The 16,762-nt window shown below is 69.3% G+C and carries 23 protein-coding genes and 1 pseudogene; 6 read left to right on the top strand and 18 right to left on the bottom strand.

Annotation, left to right across the window (positions count from 1 at the left end; genetic code table 11):
- The 14 genes from rplE to rpsJ all read right to left on the bottom strand — a co-directional run bounded on the left by rplE (position 1) and on the right by rpsJ (position 6,737).
- Positions 1-558 carry a 50S ribosomal protein L5 gene (gene rplE, locus ACZ3IG_RS09810; RefSeq protein ID WP_030930495.1) on the bottom strand — a complete coding sequence of 186 codons (558 nt, stop codon included), beginning with the start codon at positions 556-558 and terminating at the stop codon, positions 1-3.
- A complete protein-coding gene (gene rplX / locus ACZ3IG_RS09805) occupies positions 558-881 on the bottom strand; it encodes a 50S ribosomal protein L24 (RefSeq protein ID WP_003992365.1) in 324 nt (107 codons plus the stop codon). The genes rplE and rplX overlap by 1 nt, the downstream gene beginning before the upstream one ends.
- Positions 882-883: 2 nt before the next feature.
- A complete protein-coding gene (rplN, locus tag ACZ3IG_RS09800) occupies positions 884-1,252 on the bottom strand; it encodes a 50S ribosomal protein L14 (RefSeq protein WP_003974257.1) in 369 nt (122 codons plus the stop codon).
- Between the two features lie 97 nt (positions 1,253-1,349).
- The gene (gene rpsQ, locus ACZ3IG_RS09795; RefSeq protein ID WP_189417909.1) at positions 1,350-1,637 is read right to left on the bottom strand and encodes a 30S ribosomal protein S17; all 288 of its coding nucleotides are present in this window, start codon (positions 1,635-1,637) and stop codon (positions 1,350-1,352) included.
- On the bottom strand, positions 1,637-1,861 hold the full coding sequence (gene rpmC / locus ACZ3IG_RS09790) for a 50S ribosomal protein L29 (protein WP_010036720.1): 225 nt from the start codon (positions 1,859-1,861) through the stop codon (positions 1,637-1,639). Before rpmC ends, rpsQ begins: the two co-directional genes overlap by 1 nt.
- A complete protein-coding gene (gene rplP / locus ACZ3IG_RS09785) occupies positions 1,861-2,280 on the bottom strand; it encodes a 50S ribosomal protein L16 (protein WP_190206087.1) in 420 nt (139 codons plus the stop codon). The genes rpmC and rplP overlap by 1 nt, the downstream gene beginning before the upstream one ends.
- Positions 2,281-2,286: 6 nt before the next feature.
- Positions 2,287-3,123 (bottom strand): 30S ribosomal protein S3, encoded by an 837-nt coding sequence (rpsC, locus tag ACZ3IG_RS09780; protein ID WP_215167409.1) that lies wholly within the window; start codon positions 3,121-3,123, stop codon positions 2,287-2,289.
- A complete protein-coding gene (rplV, locus tag ACZ3IG_RS09775) occupies positions 3,123-3,470 on the bottom strand; it encodes a 50S ribosomal protein L22 (protein ID WP_019329637.1) in 348 nt (115 codons plus the stop codon). The genes rpsC and rplV overlap by 1 nt, the downstream gene beginning before the upstream one ends.
- A gap of 42 nt (positions 3,471-3,512) precedes the next feature.
- A complete protein-coding gene (gene rpsS, locus ACZ3IG_RS09770; protein WP_003948639.1) occupies positions 3,513-3,794 on the bottom strand; it encodes a 30S ribosomal protein S19 in 282 nt (93 codons plus the stop codon).
- A 12-nt stretch (positions 3,795-3,806) separates the two neighbouring features.
- Complete coding sequence (rplB, locus tag ACZ3IG_RS09765; RefSeq protein WP_018543909.1) at positions 3,807-4,643, bottom strand: 50S ribosomal protein L2; 837 nt, start codon at positions 4,641-4,643, stop codon at positions 3,807-3,809.
- A gap of 40 nt (positions 4,644-4,683) precedes the next feature.
- Positions 4,684-5,103, bottom strand: a complete 420-nt coding sequence (rplW, locus tag ACZ3IG_RS09760; protein ID WP_215167408.1) for a 50S ribosomal protein L23 — start codon at positions 5,101-5,103, stop codon at positions 4,684-4,686.
- A complete protein-coding gene (gene rplD / locus ACZ3IG_RS09755; RefSeq protein ID WP_467430611.1) occupies positions 5,103-5,759 on the bottom strand; it encodes a 50S ribosomal protein L4 in 657 nt (218 codons plus the stop codon). Before rplD ends, rplW begins: the two co-directional genes overlap by 1 nt.
- Before the next feature lie 8 nt (positions 5,760-5,767).
- Entirely contained in the window at positions 5,768-6,412 is a 645-nt protein-coding gene (gene rplC / locus ACZ3IG_RS09750) for a 50S ribosomal protein L3 (RefSeq protein ID WP_467430609.1), read from the bottom strand.
- Between the two features lie 16 nt (positions 6,413-6,428).
- Complete coding sequence (gene rpsJ / locus ACZ3IG_RS09745) at positions 6,429-6,737, bottom strand: 30S ribosomal protein S10 (RefSeq protein WP_003948644.1); 309 nt, start codon at positions 6,735-6,737, stop codon at positions 6,429-6,431.
- Between the two features lie 448 nt (positions 6,738-7,185).
- On the opposite strand from rpsJ, the gene ACZ3IG_RS09740 reads away from it, so the two are divergent.
- Positions 7,186-8,244, top strand: a complete 1,059-nt coding sequence (locus ACZ3IG_RS09740) for a hypothetical protein (protein ID WP_467430607.1) — start codon at positions 7,186-7,188, stop codon at positions 8,242-8,244.
- A 15-nt stretch (positions 8,245-8,259) separates the two neighbouring features.
- Here the strand turns inward: ACZ3IG_RS09740 and ACZ3IG_RS09735 are convergent, their stop codons facing one another.
- Positions 8,260-9,435: an acyltransferase family protein gene (locus ACZ3IG_RS09735; protein WP_467430605.1), complete on the bottom strand. Its 1,176-nt coding sequence runs from the start codon at positions 9,433-9,435 to the stop codon at positions 8,260-8,262.
- A gap of 153 nt (positions 9,436-9,588) precedes the next feature.
- Between ACZ3IG_RS09735 and ACZ3IG_RS09730 the strand changes: the two genes are divergently transcribed.
- Positions 9,589-11,598 (top strand): leucine-rich repeat domain-containing protein, encoded by a 2,010-nt coding sequence (locus tag ACZ3IG_RS09730; protein WP_467430604.1) that lies wholly within the window; start codon positions 9,589-9,591, stop codon positions 11,596-11,598.
- Positions 11,599-11,600: 2 nt separating this feature from the next.
- Here the strand turns inward: ACZ3IG_RS09730 and ACZ3IG_RS09725 are convergent, their stop codons facing one another.
- Positions 11,601-12,812 carry an MFS transporter gene (locus ACZ3IG_RS09725; RefSeq protein ID WP_467430603.1) on the bottom strand — a complete coding sequence of 404 codons (1,212 nt, stop codon included), beginning with the start codon at positions 12,810-12,812 and terminating at the stop codon, positions 11,601-11,603.
- Between the two features lie 90 nt (positions 12,813-12,902).
- On the opposite strand from ACZ3IG_RS09725, the gene ACZ3IG_RS09720 reads away from it, so the two are divergent.
- Positions 12,903-13,835, top strand: a complete 933-nt coding sequence (locus tag ACZ3IG_RS09720) for a LysR family transcriptional regulator (protein ID WP_467430602.1) — start codon at positions 12,903-12,905, stop codon at positions 13,833-13,835.
- Here the strand turns inward: ACZ3IG_RS09720 and ACZ3IG_RS09715 are convergent.
- Together ACZ3IG_RS09715 and ACZ3IG_RS09710 are read right to left on the bottom strand one after the other, a co-directional pair.
- Positions 13,832-14,035 (bottom strand): DUF397 domain-containing protein, encoded by a 204-nt coding sequence (locus ACZ3IG_RS09715; RefSeq protein ID WP_467430600.1) that lies wholly within the window; start codon positions 14,033-14,035, stop codon positions 13,832-13,834. The two genes, ACZ3IG_RS09720 and ACZ3IG_RS09715, sit on opposite strands and share 4 nt — an antisense overlap.
- Positions 14,032-14,880, bottom strand: coding sequence for a helix-turn-helix domain-containing protein (locus tag ACZ3IG_RS09710; protein WP_467431631.1), 849 nt, complete (start codon positions 14,878-14,880; stop codon positions 14,032-14,034). Before ACZ3IG_RS09710 ends, ACZ3IG_RS09715 begins: the two co-directional genes overlap by 4 nt.
- A gap of 159 nt (positions 14,881-15,039) precedes the next feature.
- On the opposite strand from ACZ3IG_RS09710, the gene ACZ3IG_RS09705 reads away from it, so the two are divergent.
- The 3 genes and pseudogenes from ACZ3IG_RS09705 to ACZ3IG_RS09695 all read left to right on the top strand — a co-directional run.
- On the top strand, positions 15,040-15,486 hold the full coding sequence (locus ACZ3IG_RS09705) for an ATP-binding protein (protein WP_467430599.1): 447 nt from the start codon (positions 15,040-15,042) through the stop codon (positions 15,484-15,486).
- Positions 15,487-15,676: 190 nt separating this feature from the next.
- Positions 15,677-16,483 carry a helix-turn-helix domain-containing protein gene (locus ACZ3IG_RS09700; protein WP_467430597.1) on the top strand — a complete coding sequence of 269 codons (807 nt, stop codon included), beginning with the start codon at positions 15,677-15,679 and terminating at the stop codon, positions 16,481-16,483.
- Between the two features lie 10 nt (positions 16,484-16,493).
- Positions 16,494-16,762: pseudogene (locus ACZ3IG_RS09695) on the top strand (IS701 family transposase); the annotation flags it as partial.

Raw genomic sequence — 16,762 nt, 5'->3', positions numbered from 1 at the left:
TCACGCCTCCTTGAAGGGGAAGCCGAGGTGACGAAGGAGCGCGCGGCCCTCAGCGTCGTTGGTCGCCGTGGTGACCACGGTGATGTCCATACCCCGGACGCGGTCGATCTTGTCCTGGTCGATCTCGTGGAACATGACCTGCTCCGTGAGACCGAAGGTGTAGTTGCCACGGCCGTCGAACTGCTTGGGGGACAGGCCGCGGAAGTCGCGGATGCGCGGCAGCGCGAGCGACAGGGTGCGGTCCAGGAACTCCCACATGCGGTCGCCACGGAGCGTGACGTGGGCACCGATCGGCTGACCCTCACGCAGCTTGAACTGCGCGATGGACTTGCGGGCCTTGGTGACGGCCGGCTTCTGACCGGTGATCGTGGTGAGGTCGCGAATCGCGCCGTCGATCAGCTTGGAGTCGCGGGCGGCGTCGCCCACACCCATGTTGACCACGATCTTGACGAGGCCGGGGATCTGCATGACGTTCTCGTACTTGAACTCGTCACGCAGCTTGCCCGCGATCTCCTCGCGGTACTTCGTCTTCAGACGCGGAGTGGTGGTGGTAGCCATCAGATGTCCTCACCCGTCCGCTTGGCAACGCGGATCTTGTTGCCTTCGTCGTCGAAGCGGTAACCGACGCGGGTCACGACCTTGTTGCCGTCCTTCTCCACGACCAGCTGGACGTTGGAGACGTGGATCGGCGCCTCGGTGGTGACGATGCCGCCGGCCTGCGAACCGCGAGCGGTCGGCCCGGCCTTGGTGTGCTTCTTGACCCGGTTGACACCCTCGACCAGGACGCGGTCCTCGCGGGGGAAGGCCGCGATGACCTTGCCCTGCTTGCCCTTGTCCTTACCGGTGATGACCTGGACCAGGTCGCCCTTCTTGATCTTCATGCTCACAGCACCTCCGGCGCGAGGGAGATGATCTTCATGAACTTCTTCTCGCGCAGCTCACGGCCGACGGGGCCGAAGATACGGGTGCCGCGAGGGTCGCCGTCGTTCTTCAGAATGACGGCGGCGTTCTCGTCGAAGCGGATGTACGAGCCGTCCGGACGGCGGCGCTCCTTGACGGTGCGAACGATGACCGCCTTGACGACGTCACCCTTCTTCACGTTGCCACCGGGGATCGCATCCTTGACGGTGGCGACGATGACGTCACCGATACCCGCGTAGCGGCGACCTGAGCCACCGAGCACACGGATGGTGAGGATTTCCTTCGCACCCGTGTTGTCGGCGACACGAAGTCGCGACTCCTGCTGGATCACGTCTATCTCCTGATTGTCTGCCGGTTCCCCGGGGGCTGGTCAGCGACCGGCCCCCGGAGCCTGGCGGAACTGTCCTGCGGGTTTGCCCGCAGGAGAATTACTTGGCCTTCTCGAGGATCTCGACGACGCGCCAGCGCTTCGTGGCGGACAGCGGCCGGGTCTCCATGAGGAGGACGCGGTCGCCGACACCCGCGGCGTTCTGCTCGTCGTGCGCCTTGAGCTTGTTGGTACGGCGGATGACCTTGCCGTACAGCGCGTGCTTGACGCGGTCCTCGACGGCGACGACGACGGTCTTGTCCATCTTGTCGCTGACGACGTAGCCCTCACGGGTCTTACGGAAGCCGCGCGCCTCGGTGTTGTTCTCAGTCACGTTGCTCTCGCTCATCAGGCGCTCTCCACCGTCTCGATGCCCAGCTCGCGCTCACGCATCAGGGTGTAGATCCGCGCGATGTCCTTACGGACGGCCTTGAGCCGGCCGTGGTTCTCGAGCTGACCCGTCGCCGCCTGGAAGCGGAGGTTGAACAGCTCTTCCTTGGCCTCGCGGAGCTTGTTGAGCAGCTCCTCGTTGCCCAGCTCGCGCAGCTCGGACGCCTTGGTACCGGCCGACATCACGCTTCACCTGCCTCGCGCTTGACGATCTTGCACTTCATCGGCAGCTTGTGAGCCGCACGGGTCAGGGCCTCGCGCGCGATCTTCTCGTTGGGGTACGACAGCTCGAACATGACGCGTCCGGGCTTGACGTTGGCCACCCACCACTCCGGCGAACCCTTACCGGAACCCATGCGGGTCTCGGCGGGCTTCTTGGTGAGGGGGCGGTCCGGGTAGATGTTGATCCAGACCTTGCCGCCACGCTTGATGTGGCGGGTCATGGCGATACGAGCCGCTTCGATCTGGCGGTTCGTGACGTACGCCGGGGTCAGCGCCTGGATGCCGTACTCGCCGAACGCAACCTGCGTGCCACCCTTCGCCATACCACTGCGCTTGGGGTGGTGCTGCTTGCGGTGCTTGACCCTACGGGGGATCAGCATGACTGGTCAGGCCTCCGTTCCGGTGCTCTCAGCCGGAGCCGCAGCGGCGGGCGCGTCAGCCTTGGGGGCTTCGGCGGCCGGAGCCGACTGCTGCTGCGGCTTGCGACCGCGACCGCCACGCTCGCCACCGCGGCCACCACGGGCCGGGCGGTCGTTGCCACCACGGGCCGGGCGGTTGCCGGCGCGGGCAGCGGCGTTCTCGGCGCGGACCTCGGCGATGTTCTTGACGTCGCCCTTGTAGATCCAGACCTTCACGCCGATGCGGCCGAAGGTCGTCTTGGCCTCGAAGAAGCCGTAGTCCACGTTCGCGCGGAGCGTGTGCAGGGGCACACGGCCCTCGCGGTAGAACTCCGAGCGGGACATCTCGGCGCCGCCGAGGCGGCCACCGCACTGGATCTTGATGCCCTTGGCGCCCGCCTTCATCGCCGACTGCATGCTCTTGCGCATGGCGCGGCGGAAGGAGACGCGGGAGGAGAGCTGCTCGGCGACGGCCTGGGCCACCAGCTGAGCGTCCGTCTCCGGGTTCTTGACCTCGAGGATGTTCAGCTGGACCTGCTTGCCGGTCAGCTTCTCCAGGTCACCGCGGATGCGGTCGGCCTCGGCGCCGCGGCGGCCGATGACGATGCCCGGACGCGCCGTGTGGATGTCCACGCGGACACGGTCACGGGTGCGCTCGATCTCCACCTTCGAGATGCCGGCGCGCTCCATGCCGGACGTCATCATCCGACGGATGGCGACGTCTTCCTTGACGTAGTCCTTGTACAGCTTGTCGGCGTACCAACGCGACTTGAAGTCGGTCGTGACACCGAGCCGGAACCCGTGCGGGTTTACCTTCTGGCCCATTACCGGGTTCCTTCCTTGCTGCTGACGACCACGGTGATGTGGCTGGTCCGCTTGCGGATCCGGTAGGCGCGGCCCTGGGCGCGCGGACGGAACCGCTTCAGGGTCGGGCCCTCGTCGACGTACGCCTCGGAGATGTAGAGGCTGTCGGCGTCGGTGTGGTCGTAGTTGTGCGCGGCGTTGGCGATGGCGCTGTCCAGCACCTTGCCGACCGGCACGCTCGCGGCCTGCGGGGCGAAACGCAGGACCGCCTGAGCCTCCGTGGCGTCCATGCCACGGATGAGGTCCACCACGCGGCGGGCCTTCATGGGCGTGACGCGGATGTACCGCGCCTGGGCCCTGGCTTCCATGGTTGTCCCTTCGGTGTTAGTCATAGTCGATTCCACCCCGCCTTAGCGGCGCTTCGACTTCCGGTCGTCCTTGACGTGACCCCGGAAGGTGCGCGTCGGCGAGAACTCGCCGAGCTTGTGGCCGACCATGGACTCGGTGACGAACACCGGGATGTGGGTCTTGCCGTTGTGCACCGCGATCGTGTGGCCGAGCATGGCCGGGACGATCATCGAGCGACGGGACCAGGTCTTGATGACGTTCTTGGTGCCGGCTTCGTTCTGGACATCCACCTTCTTGATCAGGTGGTCGTCGACGAAGGGCCCCTTCTTCAAGCTACGCGGCATCTCAACCCGTCCTTAGCGCTTCTTGTTCGTCTTGCGGCGGCGGACGATGTACTTGTTCGACGCCTTCTTGGGCGAACGAGTACGGCCTTCCTTCTTGCCCCACGGGGACACGGGGTGACGGCCACCGGAGGTCCGGCCCTCACCACCACCGTGCGGGTGGTCCACCGGGTTCATGACCACACCACGGACGGTCGGGCGAACGCCCAGCCACCGCTTGCGGCCCGCCTTGCCCCAGTTGATGTTCGACTGCTCGGCGTTGCCGACCTCGCCGACAGTGGCGCGGCAGCGGACGTCGACCAGGCGGATCTCGCCGGACGGCATGCGCAGGTGGGCGTAGGCGCCCTCCTTCGCGAGCAGCTGCACGGAGGCACCGGCGGAGCGGGCGAACTTGGCGCCGCCACCGGGGCGCAGCTCGATCGCGTGGATGGTCGTACCGACCGGGATGTTGCGCAGGGCGAGGTTGTTGCCCGGCTTGATGTCGGCCCCGGGACCGTTCTCGACGCGGTCACCCTGCTGCAGGTTGCGCGGAGCGAGGATGTAGCGCTTCTCGCCGTCGGCGTAGTGCAGCAGCGCGATGCGCGCGGTGCGGTTGGGGTCGTACTCGATGTGCGCGACCTTCGCCGGCACGCCGTCCTTGTCGTGCCGACGGAAGTCGATCACGCGGTAGGCGCGCTTGTGTCCGCCACCCTGGTGGCGAACGGTCACACGACCGGCGTTGTTACGGCCGCCCTTGCTGTGCAGCGGGCGAACCAGCGACTTCTCCGGCGTGGACCGCGTGACCTCGACGAAGTCGGCGACGCTGGCGCCACGACGGCCAGGAGTCGTCGGCTTGTACTTGCGGATTCCCATTTCTCAGTCCTCGTCCGATATCGGACGATCCGGACCTCCGTCAGGAGGTCGGACCGCCGAAGATGTCGATACGGTCGCCCTCGGCGAGGGTCACGATCGCGCGCTTGGTCGCGGCACGCTGGCCGAAACCGGTGCGGGTGCGCTTGCGCTTGCCCTGGCGGTTGATCGTGTTGACCCCGGTGACCTTGACCGAGAAGACCGCCTGCACGGCCTGCTTGATCTGGGTCTTGTTGGCGCCCGGCGCGACGATGAAGGTGTACTTGCCCTCGTCGAGCAGCGCGTAGCTCTTCTCCGACACGACCGGCTTCAGCAGGACGTCACGGGGGTCCGTGAACGCCTTGCTCGCCGGGGTGACGACGGTGTTCTTGCCCTCGGCCTCGTGGCGACGTGCCTTGGCGACGCGCGCGGCCTTGGCGGCCTTGGCCGCCTTCGAGGCGATGCTCGGGTGACGCGTAGCCATCAGGCTTCGCTCCCTTCGGTGTCAGCGGCCTTGGGGCCAGACACGAAGGACTCGAACGCGGCCTGGGTGAAGACCACGTCGTCCGAGACGAGAACGTCGTACGTGTTCAGCTGGCCCGGCTCCAGGATGTGGATCTGGGGCAGGTTGCGGGCGGACAGCCACGCGGCCTCGTCGGCGCGGTCGACGACCAGGAGCAGGTTCTTGCGCTCCGAGATCTTGCCGAACAGCGTCTTGGCGGCCTTGGTCGAGGGGGTGTCGCCCTCGATCACGCCGGTGACGACGTGGATGCGGTTGTGGCGGGCCCGGTCGGTGAGGGCGTGGCGCAGAGCCGCGGCCTTCATCTTCTTCGGGGTCCGCTGCGAGTAGTCACGCGGCACGGGACCGTGCACGACGCCACCACCGGCGAACTGCGGCGCGCGGGTCGAGCCCTGACGGGCGCGGCCGGTGCCCTTCTGGCGGTACGGCTTCTTGCCGCCACCGCGGACCTCGCCACGACGCTTGGTCTTGTGCGTGCCCTGGCGGGCGGCGGCGTTCTGCGCGACGACGACCTGGTGGATCAGCGGGATGCTGACCTTCTCCACGCCGAAGATCTCCGCGGGGAGCTCGACGCTACCGGTCTTCTCGCCGGCAGGCGAAAGGATGTCAACAGTGCTCATCGGTTACCTCAGGCCCCCTTGGCCGCGGTGCGGACCAGGACGAGGCCGCCGTTCGGACCGGGAACCGCGCCCTTGATGAGCAGCAGACCCTTCTCCGCGTCAACGGCGTGGACGGTCAGGTTCTGGGTGGTGACGCGCTCGTTGCCCATGCGACCCGCCATACGGAGGCCCTTGAACACGCGGCCCGGGGTGGCGCAGCCACCGATGGAGCCGGGCGAGCGGTGCTTGCGCTGGGTGCCGTGACCGGCGCCGAGGCCCTTGAAGTTGTGACGCTTCATGACACCGGCGAAGCCCTTGCCCTTGCTCTTGCCGGTGACGTCGACCTTCACGCCGGACTCGAAGACCTCGGCGGTGACTTCCTGGCCGAGGGTGTACTCGGCGGCGTCGGACGTCCGGATCTCGACGAGGTGGCGGCGCGGGGTGACGTCGGCCTTGGCGAAGTGACCCTTGAGGGGCTTGTTCACCTTGCGCGGGTCGATCTCGCCGAAGGCGATCTGGACCGACTCGTAGCCGTCGGCGTCGTTCGTGCGGACCTGGGTGACGACGTTGGGGCCGGCCTTGACGACGGTGACCGGAACAACACGGTTGTTCTCGTCCCACACCTGCGTCATGCCGAGCTTCTCGCCCAGGATGCCCTTGATCTGCTTGGTCATCTTCAGATCACCGGCCTCAGAGCTTGATCTCGATGTCGACACCGGCCGGGAGGTCGAGTCGCATCAGGGAGTCAACGGTCTTGGGGGTCGGGTCGAGGATGTCGATCAGGCGCTTGTGCGTGCGCATCTCGAAGTGCTCGCGCGAGTCCTTGTACTTGTGCGGCGACTTGATGACGCAGTACACGTTCTTCTCAGTGGGCAGCGGCACCGGGCCCGCGACCGACGCACCAGTGCGGGTCACCGTCTCGACGATCTTCTTCGCCGAGCTGTCGATGACCTCGTGGTCGTAGGCCTTGAGCCGGATGCGGATCTTCTGTCCCGCCATGGCTACTCCGTAGTCCTGTCTCTCTTCACGCTCTGGCATCCGGCACTCCTCCGACCCACGCGGTCGGGCGTGTCGCACTCTCGCTGACACAGATGCCCTACCTCGAACATCCCTGCGATGGGGAGTGCGGGCCCTTCCGGAACCGCGGACCGGGGGTGAAAACCCACCGGGCACCTGGTCGGAACCCCGCATACGCTTCCCGGAAGATTCCCGTACGTCCGCTCCTGAGCAGGGGCGACGAGTACTGTGGGACTCGCTTCCGGTCCTCCCGGCGGGAGGCGCGCAGCATCGGCACTCGACCGAGCAACCCCGCTAGTCTGCCATACGGGGCATCGGGGACGCCAATCAAGCGGAAGACCTTACCCCGGAGCCGATGTGGATCAAACCAATCCCTTGATCCGCCTGTAGCCCGACGTCAGCCGTCCGCTCCGCACCGGAAGAGAGACCCGTGCACGCTCACGACAAGACCAAGCAGACAGAGGCCGACGTGGCCCGTCTCGCGGTCCGCCCGCCCACGACCACGCCCCTTCAGGCCATGCTCGGCCTGCCCGCTGGCGCCGGCAACACGGCGATCGTGCAGCGGCTGCGGGCGACCGGCCACCCGCACGCCGTCCAGCGCGTGGAGACTGCGGAGGCGGAGGAGACTGCGGAGACGGCGGAGGCGGCACCGGAGGCGGAGGACCTCCAGTACCTGCTGACCCAGGAACACTGGGACGGCCTGGCCGCAGCCAAGATGGCTGCCGAGCCCGCGGCGCAGCCGAGCTCCAGCAAGGCCGGGAAGGGCAAGGCGGCCAAGCCGCTCAAGGCGGCCCTGCTGGACGCCTCGAAGGGCAAGAAGGGTGGCAAAGGGGGCAAGGCGGGTATGTCCACCACAGGCACGCCGCGCCAGATCTCGGACATCATCGAGCGGGTCGGCCCGGCCCTCCTGGACCAGCTCAAGGACAAGCAGGGCGGGCAGCTGGTGCTGTACCGGGCGATGAGCCTGGAGGAGGCGCAGAGCCTGCTGACGTACTGGGGCAGCCCGGACCGGGCGGCCGTCGAGGAGTACCTGACCGCCCGCGAGCCCGCGTCGCAGTTCAAGCGACGGAACAAGGGCCTGACCGTGGGCAAGCACCTCGGCGACCTGGGCCAGGCGGACCAGTACTACAACAGTCAGACACCGGGCTACGCGGTCATGCTGAAGTTCACCCTGAAGCCCGGCGCGCACGAGTACCTCTTCACGCCGGAGTACATGGCGCTCCAGGGCGGCAAGAAGGCCGAGGCCATCCGCCAGGCGCAGGGCGGCGAGTTCCAGAACGGCACCAACAACGAGGGCGTCCTTCAGGGCTACATAGGCGTGAAGGCCGAGTCGAACGAGCCGTTCAGCCTGAGCATCGCCCAGGGCGCCCCGCCGAACAAGCGGGGCGAACGCGAGGTGGGCGCCAGCCAGCTGCTCTTCCAGCTGTTCGTCGACACCATCACCGTGGAGAAGAACAGGTCCGGGACGCTACTGCCGACCGAGGCCTGAATGTCCACCGTCTGATCACTGCTCGCGCGCGTTGCGCAGCCGGGCGAACGACGTGTCCAGGCCGCTCTTCAGCAGACGGGAGAGCGGCCGCTCCACGCACCGGTGCACCAGCCAGCCCAGTACGCAGAACCCGGCGATCAGCGCCACCACCAGCAGCCGGGGGTCCATCGTGTCCCGCAGCCGGCTGATCAGCGCCGTCCCCGCCGCGTAGTGCATCAGGTACAGCGGATACGTCATCGCACCCGCCGTCACCAGCCACTTCCACTGGATACGGTCGGTGTAGCCGAGGGCGACGGCGGCCATGAAGAGCAGGAAGACGGTGTAGATCAGGAAGGCGCCGCGCCAGCCGGAGACGTGCTCGACCTCGTCGATACGTTTCCCCAGCTCCAGCTGGCCCATCAGCCAGGCCGTGCCGAGGATGCCCCACAGCAGCAGGTCGGGGCCGAAGCGGTGCATCAGGTACAGGGCGAGTCCGGCGATGAAGAACCAGGCGCCGTCCGGGTTGGCGACCAGTTCCAGCAGCGGCAGGTCGGAGATCGGCGCCAGCATCGCCACGGCGCCCCACACGCAGCAGAAGGCGACGACCCTGCGGTACGTCAGCCCCATCGCGACGACGACCAGGAACAGCAGGTAGAAGCGCAGCTCGGACCAGAGCGTCCAGTAGACGCCGTCGACGTTGGGCACGGCCGAGCCGGACTGGAGCATGGTGAGGTTGAGCAGGATCTCGCGCACCTTGAGGCGCTCCCACACGCCCGGTACGGCGACCAGGACGGCCGTGGTGAACAGGACCGCGAACCAGTACGCCGGGTAGAGCCGGATCACCCGGGAGACGAAGAACTGGCGGGGCGTGCGCCCCCAGCTCGACATGCAGATCACGAAGCCGCTGATCACGAAGAAGATCTCGACGCCGATCCAGCCGTAGGTGCCGACGTGGTGCACCGTCGGCATGATGTCGCCGACCGGCCGGCCCCATATGACGTTGCCCGGCCGGTCGGTCCGCTCGGTGCCGGCGAAGTGGTGCAGGGCCACCATCAGGGCGGCGACGAGACGGATGCCGTCGATCACGTACAGCCGGCGCCCCGCGCCCCGTCCCTTGGCCGTGTCCGTCCCGGCCGTCCCGCGCGTCCCGTGGCGTGCCGAGGAGCGCTGGGCGGGGACGGTCGCGGTGAGCGGGGGCAACGGATGTCTCATCCTTCCAGACAAGAACAGTGTTCACAGTGAGCGGTAGGGGTTTGGGACAGCTGTCGCCAAGCTCCCCCACAGAGTTGGCGGGGAGTTCACCTACGGGCGCCGCTCCGGCCGTTCCGGGTGTGCCGTGTCACACCCGGCGCTTAGGGTTCGCGCATGCCTTCGAATGACGGTTCCCGTAACGCCATCGGTTCCCGAGTCGCGTACTGGAGCGGGCGGTTGGAGACGGCCACCCGCGCCCAGGCCCGCTCCGCCTTACGGGAACTGGCGCAGATCTCCGACGACGGGGCGGCGCTGGAGCTGGCCGCGCGCTTCGCCCCGGTCGCCGAGCTGTCCTCGGATTCGCTGCTTCAGCTGTGGTGGCGGTCCGCCGCCGACGAGGACGGCTTCGCCGCCGCCGTGCTGGCACCGGCGTTCCGCCGTGAGGGCCGTACCACGCTGCGGCTGACCCGCATGGTCACGCTGACCGGGCTGCGCCACCTGACCATGCTGCGCAAGCTGGAGCTGGAGAGCAGCAAGGACATCACCGACCTCACGGAGATCGGCGCGCTCACCGGCCTGACCTCCCTCGGGCTGTACGGCTGCTCCGGGGTCGAGGACATCTCCCCGCTCGCCGCCCTCACCGGCCTGACCGGCCTCGACCTGCGCGGCTGCGCCAAGGTCGAGGACCTCACCCCGCTCAGCGCCCTCACCGAGCTGACCCGGCTCGACCTGCACCGCTGCCGCGCCGTGGCCGACACGGCGCCCCTGCTGACCCTCGGCCGCCTGCGCGACCTGGACCTGAGCATGACGCGGGTGACGTCGGTCGCCGGTTTCGGCGCGGCCTTCCCGCTCCTGGAGCGGCTGAACCTGCGCGGCTGCCGGTCCTTCAAGACCCCCGCCGAGCTGTCCGGGCTGACCCGGCTCACCCGCCTGGACCTCGGCTGGACCGGCGTCCGCGACCTGACCGGTCTGGCCGACGTCCCCGACCTCCTCGCGCTCGACCTGGCGAGCTGCAAGCGCCTGCGCGACCTGACCGGCATCGCCGCGGCCCCGAACCTGTCCGAGCTGGTCGTCGAGGACTGCCCCCGCTTCCAGAGCTTCCGCGGGCTCGGCCACCACCCCCGGCTGACGGCGCTCAGGGTCAAGGGCTGCCCGGCCCTGCGCGACCTGACCGGCGTCGCCGCGCTGACCGGCCTGACGGACCTGCGCGTCGAGGGGGGCGAGGGACTGGTCTCCGTCGCGGGCGTCGGCCCGCTGCCCTCCCTGGAACGGCTCGTCCTCCTCGACTGCCCCGCGCTGGAGGACTTCTCCGGCCTCGCCCTCCTCCCCGGCCTGCGCCACCTCCACCTGACCGGACCCGGTGCGCTGGGGAACCTCTCCCCGTTCGCCGCGCTCGCCGGCCTGCGGACGCTCAGCCTCGGCACCTGCCACGGGCTGACCGACCTGACCGGCCTCGGCGTCCACCCCGAGCTGACCCGGTGCTCCGTCAGCCAGGCCCACGGCCTGCGCACCCTCGCCGACCTCGACGGCCTGCCGGCCCTGCGCGAACTGGACCTGTCCGGCGTCCCCTCCCTCACCGGCCTCGGGCGCCTGAACCGGCTGCCCGCGCTCACTCACGTACGCGTCTGGGGCTGCCCGGCGCTCACGGACCTCGACGCGCTGGCCGGCGCCCCGGTCACCAGGGTCGACCTGTCGGACTGCCGGTCACTCACCGACATCAGCGGGCTGTCCGGCGCCCCGCTCACCGAGCTGAGACTGATGGACGCCACGAGCCTGCCCGCACTGGACGGCCTGGAGAACTGCCCCGGCCTCCGCACACTGGATCTCCGGGGGGCCGAAACCCTGACGAAGCTGCCGGACACCAGCTCCCTCACCGACCTCTCCCTGTCCCACCTTCCGTGGCCGGACCTGTCCCCGCTGACCCGTCTCACCTCGCTCCGGAAGCTGGAGCTGGGGACCATGGAGAAGCTGACGGACATCAGCGCCCTGACCGCGCTGCCCGACCTCGCCGAGATCGACTTCATCGATCTCCCCCTCCTCACGGACACCGGCCCCCTGCTCGACGTGGAGTCGTTGCGCCGCGTCAAGAGGTCGCGCCAGATGCGCGCGCAGGCGCTGTCGGACCGGCCCGACCTCGTCCTGGCCGAGCTGGAGACCCGCGAGGTGACCGTCGACTGGCACTGACCTCACGGCCGCCGCCCGCCCCCGCCGTCCGGCACCGGGCGGCGGGGCAGCAGCAGCGGGGTCGCCAGCAGGAGTACTCCGGCCAGACCGACGGCGGTACGCGGCCCGAGGAGCCCGCCCAGTACGCCCCACAGGGCCGTGAGCAGCGCGGTCGAGCCCCTGGTAGTGACCGTCCAGGCGGTCAGCGTGCGGGTGACCCGGTCGGCCGGGGTCCGCTGGAGGCGGTAGGTGGCGTGGACGGGGTTGAAGACCCCGCAGCACAGGATCAGCCCGAACTCGACGCCGACCACCACCAGCAGCCCACCCGCCCCCGGCCCGACGAAGACCAGCCCGACCGGCCAGAGCGCGCGCGACGCCCCTGCCCCGACCAGCACCCGGTACGGCCCGAACCGCCGGACGAGCGGCCGGGCGAGCCGCGCCCCGAGCAGCCCGCCGACCGAGGGCGCGGCGAAGGCCAGCCCGTACTCCCACGGCGCGAACCCGAGCGGCCCGAGCATCAGCACGGCCAGCAACGGTGAGGTGGCCATCACCAGCCCGTTGAACAGCGCGGTGTTGAGGAACAGCGCCCGCAGCGCCGCGTCGGAGACGATGAACCGCCACCCGTCGAACAGCTCCCCGGCCCGCGTCCGCACCGCGGCCTCCGGCCTCCGGGGCAAGGCGTCCCGCCCTCCCCGGCCCGTCGCCCGGATACCCAGCGCGGACAGCAGATAGCTGACCGCGTCGGCCGCGACGGTCACCACCGGCCCGAGCACCCCGCTCACCGCACCGCCCAGCGGCGGCCCGACGATCGTGGCCGACCAGGTGGTGGCCTCCAGCCGCGCGTGGGCGACGAGCAGTTCCTCCCCGTCCAGCACCGCCTTCAGATACGCCCCGGAGGCGGCCCGGAACCCGATATCCCCAGCCGCGACGACGATGGACACCACCATCAGTTGTACGAGGCTCAGCGCGCCGACCCCGTGGGCGACGGGGACCGTCAGCAGTGCCACGCACCGCACCAGATCCGTCCCGATCAGCACCGGCCGCTTGCGCCGGAACTCCACCCACGGCCCGAGCGGCACCGCCACGGCCGCGCCCACAGCGGTCCCCACGGCGGAGAGCGCGGCGACCTCGGCCGACCCGGCGTGCAGCACCTCCACGGCGATCAGCGGAAACGCCCCGAAGGCGAGCCACGTCCCGAGCGCGCTGGTCCCGTACGCCGCCCAGAGCCATCCCATGCCGACATCAAAGCGATCGGGAAGCGCTGGCATCAAACAACCCAGGCACCCTCGCATCACAACTTCTCGTTGTACGTCTACGGTGTCGTCATGGACCTCGCCACCGTCCGGACCTTCGTCGCCGTCGCCGACGCGGGACAGTTCCAGGAGGCCGCCGCCGAGCTGGGCCTCACCCAGCAGGCCGTCTCCAAACGCGTCGCCGCGCTGGAGCGGAGCCTCGACGTCCGGCTGTTCGTCCGCACGCCGCGCGGCGCCGACCTGACCATCGACGGACGGGCCTTCCTCCCCCACGCCCGCGAGCTGCTGCGCGTGGCCGAGCGCGCGGAGGCGTCCGTCCGCGCCGGCCGCCGCCCCCTGCGCGTCGACGTCCTCACCTCACGCAGCGCGCAGTCCCGCCTGATGCGCGGCTTCCACGAGGCACACCCCGAGATCGACCTCGACGTGATGACGATCTTCGGCATCGACACCGCCGTCGCCGCGATCCGCTCGGGCGCGCTCGACGCGACGTTCCGCGCGGTGGCGGCACCGGGGCGGCCGTTGCCCGACGACATCCGGTCGGTACGGGTGCTCGACGAGCCGCTCCACCTCCTCACCGGCCCCGGCCACGCCCTGGCCGACGCCCGCTCGGTGCGCCTCGCCGACCTCGCCGGCCACCGGATCTGGATGCCGGGCATCGTCCCGGGCACGGAGTGGGCCGCGTACTACGACGACCTGGTCGCCGAGTTCGGCCTGACCATCGAGGCGACCGGCCCCAACTTCGGCAGCGACGCACTGCTCGACACCATCGCCGACACACCGTCCCTGGCCACGTTCATGGGCACCCGCACCCGCCTGATCTGGCCGACGGCCCACGACTTGCGCCTCATCCCGGTGACCGACCCGACGCCCGTGTATCCGCACTCACTGCTGTGGCACCGGGACAATGCCCACCCGGGGTTGGGGGCGCTGCGGGGGCACCTCGCGGGCGGCGGGGAGAGGGGCGGGAGCGGGGCGTGGGTGCCGGGGTGGGTACGGCGGCGTTAGCGGAGTTGGGAGAGGAACGCCGCCCAGGTCTGCGGGGGGAGGATCAGGTGGGGGCCGTCCGTGGTCTTGGAGTCGCGGACGTGGATGGTGCGGGGGGTTATCGCGATCTCGACACAGGAGGTGCCGTCGTTTCCGCCGCTGTAGCTGCTCTTGAACCACGCCAGCTCGAAGGCGTCCCCGGCAGTGGTCTCGCGGATCATGTCTCTCCCAGCAGTTGCTCGATGAAGGCCAGCGACTCCCCCGGCGAGAGAGCCTGAGCCCGGATGGTGCCATAGCGCAGCTCAAGAATGCGCAGGTGCTTGGGTTCGGCGGTCGATCGGCCATTGAACGCACCGTCGGAACGACCGACCGCCGTGCCGTCCGGGAACTTCAACAGCTCGATCCGGCCGTCCAGACCGGAGTGGGTCTCGCAGGCCATCGGCATCACTTGGAGCACGACGTTGTGCAAGTTCCCCACCTCCAGCAGACGTTCGAGCTGCCGACACCAGACCATTGTGCCGCCGATACGACGCCGTAGAACCCCTTCCTCCATGACGAAGCTGAGCGCGGGAGCAGGCGAACGTCCGAAGATCGATTGCCTGGCCAGACGAGCAGCCACCATGCGTTCCACATCGTCTGGGGAGTACGGCGGCTGCGCTGCCCCGATCACGGCCTCGGCGTGCTCCCGCGTCTGCAACAAGCCGGGAATGATGTGGCACTCGTACAGGCCGATCTCAACTGCCTTCGCCTCGGCCTTCCCCTGTTCCCGAACCTTCTTCGGATAGCGAACCTTCTTTACGTCCTCCCAGGTCGCTGAGATGACCCCACCCGCGTCCAGTACCTGGTCCGACCGGTCCAGATATGTCTGCCGAGGAATCCGCCTCCCACCCTCGACCTTGTAGACAAGGTCCTCCCCATACCCGATCGCCGCCCCGAACTCGGCGGCCCGCATCCCCGCCGCCTCCCTCAGCAACTTCAGTTGCCGCCCGACCATCGCGATGACCGCGACCCCCCACTCATCGTCCGGGTCGACCTCCCACCCCGGCTCATCCACCTCGACGGCCATCACGCACCACCCCTTCGTCGAACCCGCAACGTCACCCACCGCCCTACCCCTCCGCCCCACACCGACAGCCCCGGACGCTCAGGACAAGCTCCGGACAGTCACGGCACGCATCCGCAGAGTCACTGTCCACGGTAAGCAGAGAACGCCACGCTGAGTGGCGTGAATCAGAAATGCCCCTTCAACGTGCAGCTCTCCTCAACACCCCGAGGCGCCCGCCTCGCCCGCCTCCTGTCGACCGAGCAACTCCGCTCCTGGGGCCTCCCCACCCACCCCGCCGACCTCCTCGTCGCCGAACTGGCGGCCAACGCCGCGACCCACGGCCGAGTCCAGGGTCGCGACTTCCGCCTGGTACTCCACGTCATCGACGGCACCCTCCGCATCGAGGTCACCGACACACAGGGCGACCGCCTTCCCAAACCCCAGGACACGCCGCCGGACGCCGAAACCGGCCGTGGCCTGCTGCTCGTCGACGCGTTGGCCGACCGCTGGGGCGTAGCGGACGACCGCTTCCCGTGCAAGACCGTGTGGGCGGAACTGCGCCTCACCCCACCGGAACCCGATTCTCCGAACTCCGGTGCCGCGACCGCCTTCTCCAAAGAACCGTAGAGAGAAAGAACCCGACCAAGCCCCGCCTTCCCTCCCGTGGCGCCCGCTCACTCGCCCGGGTGAACATCACCGGCCGGGCTGGCTTTCGACTCCCCCAACTGCCCTACGCTCAGCGGCAACAGAACGGCCCCCGCAGGGACTGGCATCCCAGAGCGAGGGCCTCACCACCCAGGAAGAAGAGACCTTCCCGATGGATACCCAAAACCCTATCGCGCCCTGCCCTCCCCGCTCCGGCGTGATGCACGAAAACACCCGCCACACCACCCACTTCGTGGTGATCGGCAACCACCTCGCGCAGCACAGCGAACTCTCCGGCCTGGCCATCGGCGTCGCCGTCCACCTCCAGTCACTGCCGACCGGCACCCCCGCCGACATCAAGTCCGTCGCCGCCCGCCTCCGCGAGGGCACCACCCGAGTAGCCGCAGCCATGCGCGAACTGGAGACCCACGGCTACCTCCGCCGCGAGCGCGTTCGCACGCCGAACGGCCGGATCGTCACCCGCACGATCTCCTGCAACCAGCCAGGCGCCCACGCACAGCCGAGGCAACCGTCCCGCAAGCCGACGGCCCCTCCCCGAAAACGCGCCCTGCCCGCCGTACCGAAGCCGTCGTACCCCGCCCCCGCCCTCCTCCAGCAAGCCACCGACGTCCTCGCCGGCCTCCGCCGCCACGACCGCCGCCTGCTGCTGTCCGAGTCGGACACCGCCCACCTGGCCCCGGGTGTCGCCGCCTGGCTGGAACGGGACGTCTCCCCCACGGCCGTACGCGCCGCCCTGACCACGGACCTCCCCCTGGAAGACCTCCGCCGCCCGGCCGCCCTGCTGGCCCACCGCCTCACGGACCGACTCCCACCCGCACCCCCGTTCCGCACCCCGGCGACGCCCCTGCCCCCACCCCCACCGCTCCGCATGCGCAACTGCGACGGCTGCGACCGCGGCTTCCGCCCGACCGGCACAGAAAGCCGCTGCCGCGACTGCCGCACACCCACCCACCCGTAACCCCGCAAGGCGAGCTCTTGCTTCACCCTTGCCGCTCGCCTGGGTGACGGGTGACTGCGCCTACGGACAGGAATGGCGCATGCGCCGCACCCTGGAAGAAGCCGGCATCGGCTACGTCCTGGCCGTGCCGAAGTCCCAGCACCTCCACGGCCCGTTCAGCCGTATCGACCGCGCCATCGCCGAGGCACCAGATGAGGCATGGGAACGCCACTCCTGCGGCGACGGCGCCAAAGGCCCGCGCGTCTACGACTGGGCCGCCGCCAGGCTGCCGGCCATCTG

It is taken from the genome of Streptomyces sp. NPDC016677 (assembly GCF_055562815.1).
The sequence above is the reverse complement of the archived record's forward strand: the minus strand, read 5'-3'. Positions and strand labels throughout refer to the sequence as shown.

Bases quoted from the DNA above. Each gene is read 5' to 3' on its own strand.
- ACZ3IG_RS09715 (WP_467430600.1), bottom strand. From the start codon at position 14,035: ATGATCCGCGAGACCACTGCCGGGGACGCCTTCGAGCTGGCGTGGTTC.
- rplP (WP_190206087.1), bottom strand. From the start codon at position 2,280: ATGCTGATCCCCCGTAGGGTCAAGCACCGCAAGCAGCACCACCCCAAG.
- rplV (WP_019329637.1), bottom strand. From the start codon at position 3,470: ATGGAAGCCAGGGCCCAGGCGCGGTACATCCGCGTCACGCCCATGAAG.
- rpsJ (WP_003948644.1), bottom strand. From the start codon at position 6,737: ATGGCGGGACAGAAGATCCGCATCCGGCTCAAGGCCTACGACCACGAG.
- ACZ3IG_RS09730 (WP_467430604.1), top strand. From the start codon at position 9,589: ATGCCTTCGAATGACGGTTCCCGTAACGCCATCGGTTCCCGAGTCGCG.
- rpsC (WP_215167409.1), bottom strand. From the start codon at position 3,123: ATGGGCCAGAAGGTAAACCCGCACGGGTTCCGGCTCGGTGTCACGACC.
- ACZ3IG_RS09725 (WP_467430603.1), bottom strand. From the start codon at position 12,812: ATGGGATGGCTCTGGGCGGCGTACGGGACCAGCGCGCTCGGGACGTGG.
- ACZ3IG_RS09720 (WP_467430602.1), top strand. From the start codon at position 12,903: ATGGACCTCGCCACCGTCCGGACCTTCGTCGCCGTCGCCGACGCGGGA.
- rplD (WP_467430611.1), bottom strand. From the start codon at position 5,759: ATGAGCACTGTTGACATCCTTTCGCCTGCCGGCGAGAAGACCGGTAGC.
- rpmC (WP_010036720.1), bottom strand. From the start codon at position 1,861: ATGTCGGCCGGTACCAAGGCGTCCGAGCTGCGCGAGCTGGGCAACGAG.
- ACZ3IG_RS09710 (WP_467431631.1), bottom strand. From the start codon at position 14,880: ATGGCCGTCGAGGTGGATGAGCCGGGGTGGGAGGTCGACCCGGACGAT.
- rplC (WP_467430609.1), bottom strand. From the start codon at position 6,412: ATGACCAAGCAGATCAAGGGCATCCTGGGCGAGAAGCTCGGCATGACG.
- rpsS (WP_003948639.1), bottom strand. From the start codon at position 3,794: ATGCCGCGTAGCTTGAAGAAGGGGCCCTTCGTCGACGACCACCTGATC.
- ACZ3IG_RS09735 (WP_467430605.1), bottom strand. From the start codon at position 9,435: ATGAGACATCCGTTGCCCCCGCTCACCGCGACCGTCCCCGCCCAGCGC.
- rplE (WP_030930495.1), bottom strand. From the start codon at position 558: ATGGCTACCACCACCACTCCGCGTCTGAAGACGAAGTACCGCGAGGAG.
- rplB (WP_018543909.1), bottom strand. From the start codon at position 4,643: ATGGGAATCCGCAAGTACAAGCCGACGACTCCTGGCCGTCGTGGCGCC.
- ACZ3IG_RS09700 (WP_467430597.1), top strand. From the start codon at position 15,677: ATGGATACCCAAAACCCTATCGCGCCCTGCCCTCCCCGCTCCGGCGTG.
- rplW (WP_215167408.1), bottom strand. From the start codon at position 5,103: ATGGCTACGCGTCACCCGAGCATCGCCTCGAAGGCGGCCAAGGCCGCC.
- rplX (WP_003992365.1), bottom strand. From the start codon at position 881: ATGAAGATCAAGAAGGGCGACCTGGTCCAGGTCATCACCGGTAAGGAC.
- rpsQ (WP_189417909.1), bottom strand. From the start codon at position 1,637: ATGAGCGAGAGCAACGTGACTGAGAACAACACCGAGGCGCGCGGCTTC.